General features: G+C 73.9%; 12 protein-coding genes. 6 read left to right on the top strand and 6 right to left on the bottom strand.

The window, feature by feature from the left end; genetic code table 11:
• Positions 1 to 21: 21 nt before the first annotated feature.
• The 3 genes from ABZ801_RS28145 to ABZ801_RS28155 all read right to left on the bottom strand — a co-directional run bounded on the left by ABZ801_RS28145 (position 22) and on the right by ABZ801_RS28155 (position 4129).
• Positions 22 to 1965 carry a fumarate reductase/succinate dehydrogenase flavoprotein subunit gene (locus ABZ801_RS28145; protein ID WP_360703265.1) on the bottom strand — a complete coding sequence of 648 codons (1944 nt, stop codon included), beginning with the start codon at positions 1963 to 1965 and terminating at the stop codon, positions 22 to 24.
• A 1-nt stretch (position 1966) separates the two neighbouring features.
• Positions 1967 to 2656, bottom strand: coding sequence for a succinate dehydrogenase cytochrome b subunit (locus tag ABZ801_RS28150; protein WP_360703267.1), 690 nt, complete (start codon positions 2654 to 2656; stop codon positions 1967 to 1969).
• Between the two features lie 213 nt (positions 2657 to 2869).
• A complete protein-coding gene (locus ABZ801_RS28155; RefSeq protein WP_360703270.1) occupies positions 2870 to 4129 on the bottom strand; it encodes a SpoIIE family protein phosphatase in 1260 nt (419 codons plus the stop codon).
• Positions 4130 to 4427: 298 nt separating this feature from the next.
• Between ABZ801_RS28155 and ABZ801_RS28160 the strand changes: the two genes are divergently transcribed.
• Both ABZ801_RS28160 and ABZ801_RS28165 read left to right on the top strand, forming a co-directional pair.
• Positions 4428 to 6125, top strand: a complete 1698-nt coding sequence (locus ABZ801_RS28160; protein WP_360703272.1) for an ABC transporter ATP-binding protein — start codon at positions 4428 to 4430, stop codon at positions 6123 to 6125.
• Between the two features lie 65 nt (positions 6126 to 6190).
• On the top strand, positions 6191 to 7969 hold the full coding sequence (locus ABZ801_RS28165) for an ABC transporter ATP-binding protein (protein WP_360703275.1): 1779 nt from the start codon (positions 6191 to 6193) through the stop codon (positions 7967 to 7969).
• Between the two features lies 1 nt (position 7970).
• On the opposite strand, the gene ABZ801_RS28170 is transcribed toward ABZ801_RS28165, so the two are convergent.
• A complete protein-coding gene (locus ABZ801_RS28170; RefSeq protein WP_360703278.1) occupies positions 7971 to 10064 on the bottom strand; it encodes a prolyl oligopeptidase family serine peptidase in 2094 nt (697 codons plus the stop codon).
• Positions 10065 to 10419: 355 nt separating this feature from the next.
• Here ABZ801_RS28170 and ABZ801_RS28175 point away from each other — a divergent pair, with 355 nt between their 5' ends.
• From ABZ801_RS28175 to ABZ801_RS28190, 4 genes are all read left to right on the top strand, one after another.
• Positions 10420 to 11928 carry a protein kinase gene (locus tag ABZ801_RS28175; RefSeq protein ID WP_360703280.1) on the top strand — a complete coding sequence of 503 codons (1509 nt, stop codon included), beginning with the start codon at positions 10420 to 10422 and terminating at the stop codon, positions 11926 to 11928.
• Positions 11929 to 12064: 136 nt separating this feature from the next.
• Entirely contained in the window at positions 12065 to 12970 is a 906-nt protein-coding gene (mshB, locus tag ABZ801_RS28180; RefSeq protein WP_360703283.1) for an N-acetyl-1-D-myo-inositol-2-amino-2-deoxy-alpha-D-glucopyranoside deacetylase, read from the top strand.
• 81 nt (positions 12971 to 13051) lie between these two features.
• Positions 13052 to 13699 carry a DUF6113 family protein gene (locus ABZ801_RS28185; RefSeq protein WP_360703286.1) on the top strand — a complete coding sequence of 216 codons (648 nt, stop codon included), beginning with the start codon at positions 13052 to 13054 and terminating at the stop codon, positions 13697 to 13699.
• A 12-nt stretch (positions 13700 to 13711) separates the two neighbouring features.
• Complete coding sequence (locus ABZ801_RS28190; protein ID WP_360703289.1) at positions 13712 to 14257, top strand: flavin reductase family protein; 546 nt, start codon at positions 13712 to 13714, stop codon at positions 14255 to 14257.
• 49 nt (positions 14258 to 14306) lie between these two features.
• On the opposite strand, the gene ABZ801_RS28195 is transcribed toward ABZ801_RS28190, so the two are convergent.
• Together ABZ801_RS28195 and ABZ801_RS28200 are read right to left on the bottom strand one after the other, a co-directional pair.
• Positions 14307 to 15920 (bottom strand): DHA2 family efflux MFS transporter permease subunit, encoded by a 1614-nt coding sequence (locus ABZ801_RS28195; RefSeq protein WP_360703292.1) that lies wholly within the window; start codon positions 15918 to 15920, stop codon positions 14307 to 14309.
• A complete protein-coding gene (locus ABZ801_RS28200) occupies positions 15917 to 16540 on the bottom strand; it encodes a PadR family transcriptional regulator (RefSeq protein WP_344944364.1) in 624 nt (207 codons plus the stop codon). The genes ABZ801_RS28195 and ABZ801_RS28200 overlap by 4 nt, the downstream gene beginning before the upstream one ends.
• Positions 16541 to 16615 lie beyond the last annotated feature (75 nt).

Consider the following 16615-nt stretch of genomic DNA (forward strand, 5'->3'; position numbering starts at 1 on the left):
CGGTCGCCGTGTTGGGGGATGTCACTTGTACGACCTCTGAGTCGGTTTCACGTATTCGAACGTGAGCTCTTCCTTGTGGAGGATGGGCCGGTTCTCCGGGCCGGCCCACTCCCAGGCGGCGACGTAGGAGAAGTTGTCGTCGTCGCGCTTGGCCTCGCCGTCCTCGTCCTGGCTCTCGGCGCGGAAGTGACCGCCGCACGACTCGGTGCGGTGCAGGGCGTCGACGCACATCAGCTCGGCGAGTTCGAGGAAGTCGGCGACGCGGCCGGCCTTCTCCAGCTCCTTGTTGAGCTCCTCGCCCTTGCCGGTGACCTTGACGCGGGTCCAGAACTCCTCGCGCAGGGCGGGGATGAGCTCCAGCGCCTTGCGCAGCCCCTCGTCGGTGCGCTCCATGCCGCAGTACTCCCACATGATGTGGCCGAGCTCGCGGTGGAAGGAGTCGACGGTGCGGTCGCCGTCGATCGACAGCAGCTTCTCGATCTGGTCCTGGACGCGGGTCTCGGCCTCGCTGATCGCCGAGGCGTCGACCGGCGGCAGGTCGTTGTTGCGGGCGATGTAGTCGCCGATGGTGATCGGCAGGACGAAGTAGCCGTCCGCCAGGCCCTGCATCAGCGCGGACGCGCCGAGCCGGTTGGCGCCGTGGTCGGAGAAGTTGGCCTCGCCGATCACGAACAGGCCGGGCAGGTTGGACTGCAGGTCGTAGTCCACCCACAGCCCGCCCATCGTGTAGTGGACGGCGGGGTAGATGCGCATCGGCGTCTCGTAGGGGTTCTCGCCGGTGATGCGCTCGTACATCTCGAACAGGTTGCCGTACTTGGCCTCGACGGTCTTGCGGCCGAGGCGCTTGATGGCGTCGGCGAAGTCCAGGTAGACGCCCTGGCCGCCGGGGCCGACGCCGCGTCCCTCGTCGCAGACGTTCTTGGCGGCGCGGGAGGCGATGTCGCGGGGGACCAGGTTGCCGAACGAGGGGTAGATGCGCTCCAGGTAGTAGTCGCGCTCGTCCTCGGGGATGTCGGCGGGCCTGCGCTTGTCGCCGGCCTTCTTGGGCACCCAGACGCGGCCGTCGTTGCGCAGCGACTCCGACATCAGCGTCAGCTTGGACTGGTGCTCGCCGCTGTAGGGGATGCAGGTGGGGTGGATCTGCGTGTAGCAGGGGTTGGCGAAGTACGCGCCGTGCTTGTGCGCCCGCCACGTCGCGGTGACGTTGGAGCCCATTGCGTTGGTGGACAGGAAGAACACGTTGCCGTACCCGCCGGTGGCCAGCACGACCGCGTCGGCGGTGTAGTGCTTGATCTCCCCGTTGAGCAGGTTGCGGACGACGACGCCGCGGGCCCGGCCGTCCTCCATGATCAGGTCGAGCATCTCGTGCCGCGGGTACAGCTCGATGTTGCCCGCGTCGACCTGCCGCATCATCGCCTGGTACGCGCCGAGCAGCAGCTGCTGGCCCGTCTGGCCGCGGGCGTAGAAGGTGCGCGAGACCTGGGTGCCGCCGAAGGAGCGGTTGTCGAGCAGGCCGCCGTACTCGCGGGCGAACGGCACGCCCTGCGCCACGCACTGGTCGATGATCTGCGTGGAGATCTCGGCGAGCCGGTGCACGTTGGACTCGCGGGAGCGGAAGTCGCCGCCCTTGACCGTGTCGTAGAACAGCCGGTGCACGCTGTCGCCGTCGTTGCGGTAGTTCTTGGCGGCGTTGATGCCGCCCTGCGCGGCGATGGAGTGGGCGCGGCGCGGGCTGTCCTGGAAGCAGAACTGGATGACGTGGTAGCCCGCCTCGGCGAGGGTGGCGCCGGCCGATCCGCCGGCCAGCCCGGTGCCCACCACGATGATCGTCTTCTTGCGCTTGTTGGCGGGGTTGACCAGCTTGACCCCGAAGCGGCGCTTGGTCCAGCGCTCCTCGATGGGGCCGGCCGGGGCCTTGGTGTCGGCGATGGGGTCGCCGGTGGTGAAGAAACCGTCGTCGGTCATGTCAGCTCACCCATCCGAAGGTGATCGAGAGAGGCACGGCCACGAAGCCCACGGTGACCACCGCGGCCAGGGCGGTGGCCAGGCCGCGCAGTGCGCCGTCGCCGCGCGCGGTGCGCAGGCCGAGGGTCTGGAAGGCGCTCCAGATGCCGTGCCGCAGGTGCAGTCCGACCATGACCACGGCCAGCACGTACCAGAGCGTGATGTACCAGCGTTCGGGGGCGAAGTCGGCGACCATCCGCTCGTAGGGGGTGGCGTCGGAGCCCTTGGGGTTGACCACGAAGAACGTCAGGTCCAGCAGGTGCCAGATGACGAACAGCAGGATGATGACGCCGCCGTACCGCATGGTGCGGGTGGCGTAGCCCTGCGCGTGCGACTTGCGCTTGGCCTGGTACTTGACCGGCCGGGCGGCGGACGCGCGCCGGGCGAGCGACACCGCCGACCACATGTGCAGGACGACCGAGGCGGCGAGCACCACCTCGATGAGCGTCAGCACGGTGCGGTGCGGGACGGCGGGCTCCCCGATGGTGCGCAGCCAGTGCGCGTAGTGGTTGAAGTCCTCCGCCCCGAAGAAGATCTTCAGGTTCCCGATCATGTGCGCGATCAGGTAGAGCACCAGCACGGCGCCGGTGACGGCCATGACGGCCTTCTTGCCGACGGTCGTCCGGTAGATCGCGGGTATCGCTATAGCCACGCGCGTGACGCTACGCCTGCCTGCGGAAAGAGTTCCAAGTCATCACGGGCCTTGTTTCCATAGCCCATGGCTATAGCCCATGCGGGACCGGGCATTTCGCCCATTCGACACGGGTGGGAAAGTGAGGGACTTCACACGCGGTAAGGGAACTTCGGCCCTGGTGTGCGGGGACGTTCCGTGCCTCGCTGCCCCCCTCGGCCCGCCGGGAGACCGTCAGCCGGACCGCGTGTGCGACAGCAGCAGGACGGCCAGGTCGTCGGTGAGCGCGTCCCCGTTCAGCGCCTCGACCTCGTTGACCAGCTCGTCGATCAGCGCGCGGCCGGTGAAGCCGCGGCGGCGGGCGCTGCGCGCCAGGTCGACCAGGCCCTCGGTGCCCAGCCGGGCCGGGCCCGTGCCGACCCGTCCCTCGATCAGCCCGTCGGTGTAGAGCATCAGCTCCCACGACTCGCCGAGGTCGATCTCGGTGGTGGGCCACTCGGCGCTCGGCGCCAGGCCCAGCGCCGGGCCGTGCGCGTAGTCGGGCAGCGCCGCCACCTCCACACCGGAGTCGGCACCGCCGGAGTCGGCGCCTCCGGAGTCGGCTTCGCCGGAGCCGTGCCGGAACAGCAGCGGCGGCGGATGCCCGGCCAGGTGCATGCGCGCGGTGCGGCGCGACGGCGCCACCGTCACCATGCACAGCGTCGTGAACAGCTCCTCGCTGCGCCGCTCGTGGCCGAGGACGGTGTCGAGGATGCCGAGCAGCTGCTGCCCGGTGTGCCCGGCCAGCACCAGCGTCCGCCAGGCCATGCGCAGCTGCACGCCGAGCGCGGCCTCGTCGGGGCCGTGCCCGCACACGTCCCCGATCATCAGGTGCACCGCGCCGCCCTCGGTCTGCACGGTGTCGTAGAAGTCGCCGCCCAGCAGGGCCCGGCGGCGGCCCGGACGGTAGCGGGTGTCGTGCCGCATGGACGGGTCGTCGATCAGCGGCACCGGCAGCAGACCGCGCTCCAGCCGGGCGTTCTCCCGGCCCACGATGCGCGCCTCGACCAGCCGCCGCTCGCTCTCCTCGGCGCGCTTGCGCTCGATGGCGTAGCGGATGGCGCGCGCCAGCAGCGGTCCGTCCACCTCCTGCTTGACCAGGTAGTCCTCGGCGCCCGCCGCGACCGCCCGAATCCCCAGGTGCACGTCGGCCAGGCCGGTCAGCACCACCACCGCGGCGTGCTCGGACATGCCCAGCACCTGCCGCAGCCCCTCCAGGTGGTCGATGCCCGGGGTGGACAGGTCCACCAGGACGCACTGGATGCGGCGGGTCAGCCGGCGGCGCGCCGCGTCCAGGCTGTCGGCCACGGCCATGCTGATGTCCAGCCCGGCCTCGACGAGCATCTTCTCGACCACGCGGACGTTGCCGGGGTCGTCGTCGATGAGGAGCAGGTCGATCCTGTCCTCGGTGCCCGGCGGCGCCGCGGGACGGGTGTGCTGGCTGATCGTGCTCACTGAGGTTCCGGACTCTCGGCGGTCTGACGGCACGGGGCACCCGCGGTGCTCCGACGGACGACGACCGTCCCGCGACCACGGGCCGGATCGCGGCGCGCGCGGATCGCGGTCGGCGGATCGCGGCGGGCGGCGGATCGCGGCTCAGGGGAGCGGTGCGGGGCCGCTCCGTACACCCTGACCTTAGCGTCTTCGATCGACCGCCCGCACCCCGGCATCATGGCAAGAGCCCTCGGAACGGGCCTCGCGCGCCGGAAAAACCAGTCGAACTCCGGATCCGCGCCGCATACTCTTCGGCCATGTGAAGCGCTTACCGGTCGCCGACCCCGGGATCCCCGACGTGCGCTCGCCCGGCCGCTACCTGCTGTGGCTGACGCGCCTGCAGTGGCGCACCGTGCTGGCCGGGGCGGCCCTCGGCGTGGTGTGGATGCTCTGCCAGGCGCTCATGCCCGCCGTGATCGGCCGGGCGGTGGACGACGGCGTGACGGCACGCGACGCGTCCGCACTGGCGCTGTGGTCGGGCGCGCTGCTCGGCCTCGGCGTCGGCGTCGCCGCGACCGGGGTGCTGCGGCACCGCATGGCCGTCTACAACTGGCTGTCCGCCGCCTACCGCACCGTCCAGCTCGTCACCCGGCAGGCGACCCGGCTCGGCGGGACGCTGCCGCGGCGGATCGGCGCGGGTGAGGCGGTCAGCGTCGGCGTGTCGGACGTGGACGACATCGGCGACTCCCTGGACATCCTGTCGCGCGGCAGCGGCGCCGTCGCCGCGCTCGTCGTGGTGGCGGGCCTGATGCTGGCCACCTCTCCGCCGCTCGGCCTGGTCGTGCTGGTCGGCGTCCCGGTGATCCTGGCGGTGGGCGGGCCGATGCTGCGGCCGCTGCGCGAGCGCGAGCAGCGCCACCGCGAGCTGGTCGGCGAGCTGAACAGCCGCGCCACCGACCTGGTGGCGGGCCTGCGGGTGCTGCGCGGCATCGGCGGCGAGGCGCTGTTCGCCGACCGCTACCGGGACGAGTCGCAGCGGGTGCGCCGGGCGGGCGCGGCCGTGGCGTGGGCCGACTCGCGGCTCATGGGCGCCCAGGGGCTGCTGCTCGGACTGCTGCTCGCCGTGGTCACCTGGGTGGGCGCGCGGCTGGCCCAGTCCGGCGCCATCAGCGTGGGCGAGCTGGTCTCGGGTTACGGGTACGCGGTGTTCCTGGTCGCGCCGCTGAAGACGATCGGGGAGATGGCGGGCAAGCTCACCCGGGGGCACGTCGCGGCCGGACGGGTCGTGCGGGTGCTGCGCACGGAACCTGACCTCCCGCACCCCGGCGGCATCGTCCCGGACGGGCCCGCCGAGCTGGCGGACGCGGCGTCCGGCCTGGTCGTGCGGCCGGGACGGCTCACCGCGCTCGCCGCGTCGGACCCGCGCGACGCCCAGGCCATCGCCGACCGCCTCGGCCGGCACGCCGACGGCGAGGTCGCCTACGGCGGCGTCCCGCTGCGCGACATCGCCGACGTGCGGGAACGGATCGTCGTCGCCGTCAACGAGGACCGCCTGTTCTCCGGGACGCTGCGCGACGCCCTCACCCCGGGCTTCGGCGGCCCGGTGGACGACGCGACGCTGCACGCGGCGCTGCGGGCCGCCAGTGCCGAGGACATCGTCGAGGCCGTCGGCCTGGACGCGCACGTCGCCGAGGCCGGACGCGAGTTCTCCGGCGGGCAGCGGCAGCGGCTGCGGCTGGCCCGCGCGCTGGTGGCCGACCCCGAGGTGCTGGTCCTGGTCGAGCCGACCAGCGCCGTCGACGCGCACACCGAGGCGCGTATCGCCGACCGGCTCGGCGCCGCCCGCGCGGGCCGCACCACCGTGGTGTGCACGACGAGCCCGCTCATGCTCGACCGCGCCGACCACGTCGCGTACGTCGAGAACGGCGCGGTGGCCGCCGAGGGACGCCACCGCGACCTGCTGGCGTCCGAGCCCCGCTACGCCGCGGCCGTCACCCGCGGCGAGGCCGCACCCTGACACACCCCTGACAGCGCCCGGCGAGGCGGCCGTCCGCCCACGACGACCCAGGAGGACCACCGGCCGTGAGCACCGAGATCCTGCCCGTGGCGACGTCGGCGCAGGTGCGCGCGCACGCCCGGCGCCTGCTGCTGCGCCACCCCCGCGCCCTGCTCGGCGCGCTGGCCCTGCACGCGCTGGCCGCGGTGGCCGGGCTGGTCACCCCGCGGCTGCTGGGCGACCTGGTGGAGGGGGTGGAACGCGGCGACGCCGACATCGACACCGTCGCTCTGGCCATCGCCGGTTTCGTGGTCGCACAGGGCGTCCTGGTCCGGTACGCCTACTACGCGTCCGCGCGGCTGGGTGAGCGGATCCTGGCCGAGCTGCGCGAGGAGTTCGTCGGCCGGGTGCTGGCGCTGCCGCTGTCGCGCGTCGAACGCGCCGGGACCGGCGACCTGCTGAGCCGCACCTCCCGGGACGTCGACACGCTGTCGAACACCGTCCGGCACGCCGCGCCGGAGATCCTCATCTCCCTGCTGTCCATCGCGTTCACGCTGGGCGCGCTGGCGCTGACCGGGCCGCTGGTGGCGCTGCCGTGCCTGGTCGTCGTCCCGCTGCTGTGGGGCGTGATGCGCTGGTACCTGCGCCGTGCCGGCGCCGGCTACGAGCGCGAGATGGTCGCCTGGGCGAACATGACCGACGGGCTCGCCGAGACCGTGCACGGCGCCCGCACCGTCGACGCGCTGGGCCTGGCCGAGCGGCGGATGCGGCGCTGCGACGACGACATCGCCGGCTCCTACCGCGCCGAGCGCTACACGCTGCGGCTGCGCACCGTGCTGTTCCCGGTGGCGGAGTTCTCCTTCGTGCTGCCGGTCGCGGCCACCGTGTTCGTCGGCGGCCTGTTCCACATCCACGGCATGGCGTCGCTGGCCCAGGTGACCGCCGCCACCCTGTACGTGCAGCAGCTCATCGGCCCGGTGGACGTGCTGCTCACCTGGCTGGACGAGCTGCAGCTCGGCGGCGCGTCGCTGGCCCGGCTGCTGGGCGTCGGCAACGTCCCGCCCGACCGTTCGCCGGGCGGCGCCCGGCCCGACGGGGAACGCCTGGCCGCCCGGGGCGTGCACTACGCCTACCGAGGCGGCCACGACGTCCTGCACGACGTCGACCTGACGCTGCGTCCCGGCGAGCGGCTGGCCGTGGTGGGGCCGAGCGGCGCGGGCAAGTCCACGCTGGGACGCCTGCTGGCCGGGGTGGACGGGCCGCGCGCCGGCACGGTCACCGTGGGCGAGGGCGCGGGCGCCGTCCCGCTGGTGGACCTGCCGCTGGACGACCTGCGCGGCCACGTCGCCCTGGTCACCCAGGACCACCACGTGTTCCGCGGCACCGTCCGGGACAACCTGGTGATGGCGCGGCCGGTCACCGACGCCGAGGCCGAGGCGGCGCTGCGGGCCGTCGACTGGGACGGCCCCGGCCTGGACGCGCTGGTGGGATCCGGCGGCGAGGCGCTGTCACCCGCTCAGGCCCAGCAGCTCGCGCTGGCCCGGCTCGTCCTGGCCGACCCGCACACGCTCGTGCTGGACGAGGCGACGTCCCTGCTCGACCCGCGCGCCGCCCGCCGCCTCGAACGCACCCTGGCCGCCGTGCTGGACGGCCGCACGGTCGTGGCGATCGCGCACCGCCTGCACACCGCGCACGACGCCGACCGCGTGGCCGTCGTGGAGAACGGCCGCGTCACCGAACTCGGCACCCACGACGAGCTCATCGCCGCGGACGGCTCCTACGCCGCCCTCTGGTCCTCCTGGCACGGCGACTCCTCCCGGCACGGCGACTCGTCCCGGCACGGTGACAGGGAGCCCTCGCGGTGACTCACGCCCTGCGTTCGGCCAGCGCGTCCTTCAGGAAACCGACCTGGAGGTTCAGCAGGTTCTCCGCGACGACCTCCTGCGGGGTCATGTGGGTGACGCCCGACAGGGGCAGGACGGTGTGGGGCCGGCCGGCCGCCAGCAGGGCGCTGGACAGGCGCAGCGTGTGGGCGGCCACCACGTTGTCGTCGGCCAGGCCGTGGATCAGCAGCAGCGGACGCTCCAGCCGCGGCGCGTCCTCGATCAGCGAGTGGGCGGCGTAGCTCTCGGGCTCCTCGTCCGGGTGGCCGAGGTAGCGCTCGGTGTAGTGGGTGTCGTACAGCCGCCAGTCGGTGGGCGGGGCGCCCGCCACCGCCGCGTGGAACACGTCGGGGCGGCGCAGCACCGCCAGCGCGGCCAGCCAGCCGCCGAACGACCAGCCGCGGATGCCCACCCGGCCCAGGTCCAGCGCGCCGGGGTGGCGGCGGGCGGCCTCCTCCAGCGCGGCGATCTGGTCCTCCAGCACCGGCCCGGTGAAGTCGCGGTCGACCGCGCGCTCCCAGGCCGGGCCGCGTGCCGGGGTGCCGCGGCCGTCGGCGATCACGACGGCGAAGCCCTGGTCGGCCAGCCACTGGGCCTCGTTGTAGGCGCGCCGCACGGCCAGCACCCGCTGGGCGTGCGGGCCGCCGTAGGGGTCCATGAGCACCGGCAGCCGCCCGTCGCTGGGCTTCCAGTCCGCCGGCAGCACCACGGCCGTGCGGATCGCGCGCTCCCCGGCGTGCAGCAGCTCCACCCGCGGCGTCACCACCGGGGTCTCGGCGCGCGACGCGATCGGGTGGACGGCGCCGCCGGGCCCGCGGACCTCGGTGGACACGCCGTGACTGTCCAGCCGGGAGCCGGTCAGCACGGTCACCTCGCCGCAGCGGACGCCCGTGAACACCCCCGGGTCGTCGGTGAGGCGGACGACCCCGTCCGGGCCGTAGGACCACACGTGCGCTTCCGTCGGCTCCTGCGAGGCGGTGAACAGCACCGTCTCGCCCTCCACGCCCAGCACGGACCGCACCTGCAGCCCCGCCGGGGTGACGGGCTTCCCGGCGACGGTCAGGCGCCGGGTGTCGCTCTCCCGGTCGTCGACGATCCAGACGACCTCGCCGTTGCCCAGCCGGGCCGGGACGCCCGGCACGATCTCGGTCCACACCGGGTCGTGCAGGGTGTGCAGCAGCGCCGTCTCGCCGGACGACGGGTCGACCTTCAGCAGCCGCTGGACGCGCTGGTCGCGCGTCTGCACCACGACCAGCAGGCCGTGCCCGTCCCAGACGGCGGTGACCACGTAGGGGAACTCGCCGCGGTCCCAGGCGACCGCCGTGCGGCGGCCGTCCAGCTTCAGCAGCACCAGCGAGACGATGGCGTTCGGCGTGCCGGCGGCGGGATAGGCCACCTCGACCGGGGGCTGCTCGGGGTTGGCGGGGTCGGCGATGTGCCAGCGCAGCACGGGCGTCTCGTCCACCCGCGCGGCCAGCAGGGTCTCGCCGTCGGGCGCCCACCAGTGGCCCCGCATGCGGTTCATCTCCTCGGCCGCGATGAACTCCGCCAGCCCGTAGGACACCTGCTCGGACTCGGGCGTCACCAGCGCGGCGTCCTCGCCGCTCGCCACGTCCAGCACGCGCAGGGTGCGGCCGGACACGTACGCCACGCGCCGCCCGGCCGGGTCGAGACGCGGGTCGAACACGGGGGTGGTGGCGGGCAGGCCGCGGACCTGCCCGGTTTCCAGGTCGGCGAGGAACAGCTGCCCGGCCAGGGTGAAGACGGCCTGGCGCACGTCGCGGTCCACGGCGTAACCGACGATGCCGCCCGCCTGCTCACGGGCCCGTTCGCGGCGGGCGCGCTCCTCGGGCGGCAGGCTCTGCTCGCCGGGCAGGTCGAGCGCCGCCGGGTCGGCGACCAGCCGCTCCTCACCGGACGCGGGGTCGAGCGTCCACAGGCACGTCACCGGGTCGTCACCCGCCCGGGTGCGCAGGAACACCACGCGGGACCCGTCCGGCGCCACCTGGAAGGCCCGTGGGACGCCGAGGGTGAACCGCCGCGTACGCGCGCTCTGCCGCGGAAAGCTGATGCTCAATTGCCCTGTCTCCCACCACTAGCCCTGCAGATCGCCTTCAGGCGCCGCCCACGCGTAACGAGTCTGCCAGCCGCGCCGGACATCCCGCGTGACGGGTGCCCCGCACCGGGCGCGCGCGGGCGCGGGCGCGGCGGGTGACGTGACGGGTAACCCGGGTGGATTCCGGCATGCCGGTTGAACCGGGGCGGGCAGTGCTCTAGACAGGACGGGGTTGCCGACACGCGCCCGGACGCGAGGGCACCGGCCGGTGGCCGGCGATCGCGACGGGCGAGAACGGCCCGTGCCCGTCACCGGGCTCGCGTAAGCTCAAAGCTTCCCCATCGCACATGTCGTCGCGGGCTGTAAGGAGTGGTCCATGCCGGAGCTGCAGCCGGGAGATCCCCGGCGGCTGGGTTCGTTCGACGTGGTCGAACGACTCGGAGAAGGCGGGCAGGGCGTGGTGTACCTCGGGGTCGACCCGTCCACGGGCACCCAGGCCGCGATCAAGCTGCTGCGCGCCGACCTGGCCGGGGACGCCTCGGCGCGCAACCGGTTCGTCCGGGAGGCGCAGGCCGCCAAGCAGGTCGCCCGCTTCTGCACCGCCCAGGTGCTGGAGGCCGACGTCGCGGGCGACCAGCCGTACATCGCCAGCGAGTACGTGCCGGGCAAGTCGCTGCACCGGCAGATCATCGAGGACGGTCCGCTCAACGGGGCGGCGCTGGAGCGGCTGGCGATCGGCACCACGACCGCGCTGGTGGCCATCCACCAGGCCGGGATCGTGCACCGCGACTTCAAGCCGCACAACGTGATCATGGCGCCGGACGGGCCGCGCGTGATCGACTTCGGTATCGCGCGGGCCCTGGACACCGGGCAGACCGCCGCGACCAAGGCGATCGGCACGCCCTCCTACATGGCGCCCGAGCAGGTGGCGGGCGCCACCCTCACCGAGGCGGTGGACATCTGGGCGTGGGCGGCCACCATGGTGTTCGCCGCCACCGGCCGTCCGCCGTTCGGCGACGACACCGTGGTCGCCGTGATCAACCGGGTGATGCACGAGCCGCCGACGCTGGACGGCGTCCCCGACGACCTCAAGCCGCTGCTGGCGGCGTGCCTGGCCAAGGAGCCGACCCGGCGGCCCACCGCGCAGCACCTGATGATGCGGCTGATCGGCAGCGGCCCGGCCGCGCAGACCCGGATGGACGACCCGGCGCAGGCCACCACGCTGCTGGCCGAGGGGTCGCAGATGGCCGCGGGCCACGGCGCGCCGCCGCCCCCGCACGCCACCCGGGCGATGGGCCGGACGGGGCCGATGCAGCCGGTGAGCGAGACCCAGGCGATCCGCGAGGCGCTCCCGCCGGTGCAGCCGATGGGCCCGCCGCCCGGCCGCCCGCCGGGCCGGCACCGTTCCGCGGGGGGCGGCTACGGCGGCTACCCGGACGACGACCGGTCCTCGCGGTGGCCGATCCTGGCCGCCGTCGCGGCGATCGCGGTGCTGGCGCTCGTCGTCGGCATGGTGATGATGTCCAACGGCGATGAGGAGCCCAGCTCGCCGAGCAGCCCGCCCGCGTCGGAGTCGGTCACCGACACCGAGACCGACGAGCCGCAGCAGACCGAGGAGCCCGAGCCCACGCGCGAGCTGCCGACGCGCCCGCGCACCACCGAGCCGACCCGTCCGAGCGTCGAGCCGACCACGCCGATCCGGCCCACCCGGCCGACGTTCACGCCGCCGAGCTCCCCGTCCACGCCCGACACCGAGCCTCCCGGCGGAGGCGGCGGCACCGGCGACGGCGGTGACGGCGGCGACGGGGGCACCGGTGGCGGCGGTGGTGGCGGCACCGGCGGCGGCGGTGGCGGTGGCGGGGGCGAGCAGGGGACCGGCGAGTAGCACCCGGCGCGCCGCGCGGACGCGGAGCGCGAGACGGCGGCAGGACGCCCGGCGGTGACGTTCCGCGCGGGCGTGCCCCGCATCACCCCTGGAGGGCTCGCGACCAACGTGTCGGTCCTGAGTAGGCTCGGATCCTATGAAGGAGCCGCGCATCCTGTTCGTCCACGCCCACCCGGACGACGAGTCCATCGGGACCGGGGCGACCATGGCCAAGTACGCGGCCGAGGGCGCCCACGTCTGCCTGGTCACCTGCACGCTCGGTGAGGAGGGCGAGGTCATCCCGGGCGAGCTGCGCCATCTGGCCGCCGACAAGGAGGACCGGCTCGGCGAGTACCGCATCGGCGAGCTCGCCGAGGCGTGCGCCGCGCTGGGCGTGCGCGACCACCGCTACCTGGGCGGACCGGGCCGCTGGCGCGACTCGGGGATGATGGGCACGCCGTCCAACGACGACCCGCGCTGCTTCTGGCGGGCCGACCTGGACGAGGCCGCCGCCGAGATGGTGAAGATCATCCGGGACGTGCGGCCGCAGGTGATCGTCACCTATGACGAGCGAGGCAACTACGGCCACCCCGACCACATCCAGGCGCACCGGGTCACCTGGCGGGCCTTCGAGCTGGCCGCCGACCCGCGGTACGAGGACGGCGGCGAGCCCTGGCAGGTGGCCAAGTTCTACGCCTACGCCATGCCCCGGTCGGTGCTGGCGCGCGCCGTCGCGGTGATGCGCGAGGCGCGGCTGCCGTTCCCGCGCGTCGCCAGCCTGGACGACCTCGGCTCGGGCATCCCCGACCACCAGGTCACCACGCAGGTGGACGCCCGCGCCCATCTGCCCGCCAAGATCGCGGCGCTGCGCGCGCACCACACCCAGATCACGGTGGCGCCCGACGAGGTCGGCCCGTTCTTCGCGCTGTCGAACAACCTGGGACAGCAGGCGTTCGGCACCGAGTACTTCATCCTGCTGGCGGGGGAGCTCGGCCCGGCCGGTCCCAACGGCCGCGAGACCGACCTGTTCGCCGAACCGGCCGGACGCGCCGGATCCGCCTGACCGCTCGCCGGGCGTCCGGGCCCCCGGCCCGGGGGTTCGGTCGTTTCGCCGAGACGGTGGCGCGGGGCTACGCTGACGGGCGTGGACAGGGACGACGACCAGCGGCCGTCCGAGGCCGGGACGCCCCCGGTGCGGGACGCGGACGCCGAGCCCGCCGCAGCGGAGAACGGGCCGCAGGGCGGGCCGCCGGATGGGCCGTCGGCCGAGCCGCCGGGCGAGTCGTCGGCCGAGGCGGTCGCCGCCGGGGCCGCCTACGCGGCGCTCGGTGTGCTGGGGCTGCTGTTCGGGGTGCTCGGGTCGTTCGCCCAGGGATGGCTGGTCGGTTCGGTGCCGGCGGCGGCGATCGTGCTGACCGCGGTGAACTTCGCCGCGGTGCGGCTGACGGCCTGGGCGATGCGGTCGCCGCTGGGCGGCGTGGTGTTCGCCGTGCCGTGGGGCGTGGTGGTGCTGCTGATGTCGATGAAGCGGGCCGAGGGCGACCTGGTGGTCCCGGGCACGGCGGCGGGATACGTCTTCATCCTGGGCGGGGTCGTCGGCGCGGTCATCGCGGCGGCGCTGCAGCCGGGCCGCCGTCCGCCGGGGGAGTGGCTCGTCCGGGGCCCGATGTCCGCGCCGAAGGCGGACATCCGACCGGACGCGGGCCCGGGCGCGGAGCCGGAGGCGGCACCGGACGCCGGGCCGCGTGAGATGGGACACGGGCACGCGCGCGAGCGCCAGTCGCGGCCCTAAAGTGGTCGCGTCGTGAGCAGTGACCCCAGTGACCCCTGTGCGCGGTGCCCCGATCCCGACGTCGCCGCACCGCAGGTCGACCCCCTGCGGTTCCGGCAGGTGGTGGGAAGGTTCGCCACCGGCGTCGCCGTCGTCACCACGGTCGCGGGCGGCGTCGACCACGGCATGACCGTCAACGCCTTCACCTCGGTGTCGCTGGACCCGCTGCTGGTGCTGTTCTGCGTGGACAGGACGGCGCGGTTCCACGACGTGGTGCTCGACACCGGGGTGTGGGCGGTGTCGGTGCTGACCGAGGACATGGAGGACGCCTCGCGCTGGTTCGCCACCCGGGGACGGCCGCTGGACGACCCCCTGCGCGGCTGGGAGCGCCGGCGCGGCGCGGCCACCGGCGCCGCGATCTTCGCGGGCGCGGTGGCCGCGCTGGAGTGCCGGACGCACGCCGTGCACGACGGCGGCGACCACAGCATCGTGGTGGGCGAGGTCCTCGCCCTGGACGTGCCCGACCCGTCCGGCAAGCCGCTGATCTTCTACGAGGGCGAGTACCGGGGCATCGCCTGACCCCGGCGGCCCGGCGCGCCGGGACGGCCCGGAGCGCGGGGCGTCCGGCTCAGCCGGCCAGCGGCGCGGGGGTGGTGTCGGCGTCCACGGCGCGGGCGGGCGCCCGGTAGCTGCGGACGCCCAGGCAGGCGGCCGCGCCCAGCAGGACGGCCACGACGGGCACCGCGATCGTGGGCTTGAGCGCGTGCACGAACCCGTGGCCGAACACCTGGGCGGCCACCTCCTGCACCCGCTGCGCGACGCTCGGCGGCACGTTCGACGGGAGCGGGTGCGCGCCCGTCTGGCCGGGCCCGACCTCCAGCCCGCCCTTGGCCGCGTTGGCGAACCCGGCGACGAACCCCTCGCGGAGCTGCGCGGGCACCGCGCCGGACCGTGCCACGGCCTCGTCCCGCAGCGCCGCGGCCAGCCGGTTCTGCATGACGGCGCCGACGACCGCGCTGCCCAGCACGGAGCCGACCTGCCGGACGGTGTTGTTGACGCCCGCGGCCGCGCCCGCCAGCCGGGGCGGCACGTTGCGGGTCGCCTCGGTGGTCATGGGCGCGAACACCCCGCCGACGCCCACGCCCGACACCACCAGCGGCGCCAGGAACGTCGGCCAGGAGGTGCCCACCTCCACGACGGCCACCAGCCACACCGTGCCCACCGCGTACAGCACCAGCCCGCCCATCAGCAGGAACTTGCCGCCGATCCGGTCCGTCAGCCGTCCGGCGACCGGCGCCAGCAGCATCGACATCACCGCCGACGGCGCCATGATCAGTCCGGCGGCCAGGGCGCTGTGGCCCTGCACCGACTGCAGGTAGATCGTCATCGGCAGGAACAGGCCGATCATGCCGACCGACACGGTGGCGCCGACGAAGGTCAGCACGGCGAAGTTGCGGTCGCGGAACAGCGTGAACGGCACCAGCGGCTCGCGGTCCTGGCGGGAGCGCTGGTGCACCAGGAAGACGGCGAACAGCACCGCCGCCGCGCCGATCATCGCCCAGATCCACCGGGCCCACTCGAACTTCTCGCCCTCGGTGAGCGCGAAGGTCAGGCAGAACAGCGCGGCGGAGGCCAGCAGCACCCCGGTCACGTCGAAGCGGTGCCGCACGGTGCGGGTGGGGGCGGGCAGGATCGGCACCGCCATGGCCAGCACCAGCACGCCGATCGGCAGGTTGACGAAGAAGATCCACCGCCAGTCCAGGGTGGTGACCAGCAGGCCGCCGACGGTGGGCCCGGCGATCGTGGACACCCCGGCCACCGCGCCCCACAGGCCGAGCGCGGCGCCGCGCCGCTGCGGCGGGAAGGTGTCGATGATGATCGCCATGGTCTGCGGCATGAGCAGCGCCGCGCCCAGGCCCTGCACCGCCCGGGCGCCGATCAGCCAGGCCGGGTCCTGGGCCACCCCGCACGCCAGGCTGGCCAGGGTGAACACGGCCACGCCGGCGATGAACAGGGTCTTCTTGCCCACCAGGTCACCGAGCCGGCCGCCGGTGATCAGCAGCACGGCCAGCACCAGCACATAGGCGTTCAGCACCCAGAGCGTCTCGTCCAGCGACGCGCCCAGCTTGTCGATCATGCTGGGGATCGCGATGTTCACGATGGTCAGGTCCAGCAGGGTCATGAAGAACCCGAGGGACAGGGTGAGCAGGATCGCCCAGGGATTGCCGCGCCAGCGCGTCATGCGGAGATCTCCTCGTCGGGAGTGTCACCGTGCGGGTGACAGATGGTCAGTCGGTCGTCGTCGGCCCAGGTCATCCGCCCCTCGGCGAGGTCGTCCACGAGCGCCCGCACGTACTCGAGCTCGGTGCGGACGCGGGCGATGTTCAGCTCCATGTCCAGGAGCTTGTAACGTTCGACGCCGCGCTCGCGCAGCGCCTCATAGGCGGTCTGGTGCCCGCCCAGCAGGAACTCAAGCGCGTTGCGCCGGGTCTCCAGGTGCTGGGCGACCTCGTCCTCCGGCAGCAGGTTGATGAACGCCAGCCCCGCGTCGAACAGGGGGTACTCCTCGACGGGCGCGGACAGGATGTCGGCGAGCCGCCGGTGCGCGGCGTCGCGGCCGGTGTCGGTGATGCGGTAGACGGTGCGTTCCGGCCGGCGGCCCTCCCGGCTGGTCTGCACCGGCTCGATCAGCCCCTGCCCGGCCAGCCGCTCGACCGAGTTGTACAGCGCGCCGTGGGTGACCTTGACGGCGTGGTCGTAGGCGTGCTTGCGGATGCGCTGCTGCATCTCGTACGGGTGCATGGGCCCGTCGCACAGCATCCGCAGCACGGTGAGCGCCAGCGGTGTGATGGGTCTCGACATGCGGGTTTCCTGATCCTTGCGGAATAGTCCACCTAGACTATTCCGCGTGGACGTCCCATGTCACGCGTAGCGCCG

Source organism: Actinomadura sp. NPDC047616, assembly GCF_040642915.1.
In the GTDB taxonomy this organism is placed as follows: domain Bacteria; phylum Actinomycetota; class Actinomycetes; order Streptosporangiales; family Streptosporangiaceae; genus Spirillospora; species Spirillospora miaoliensis.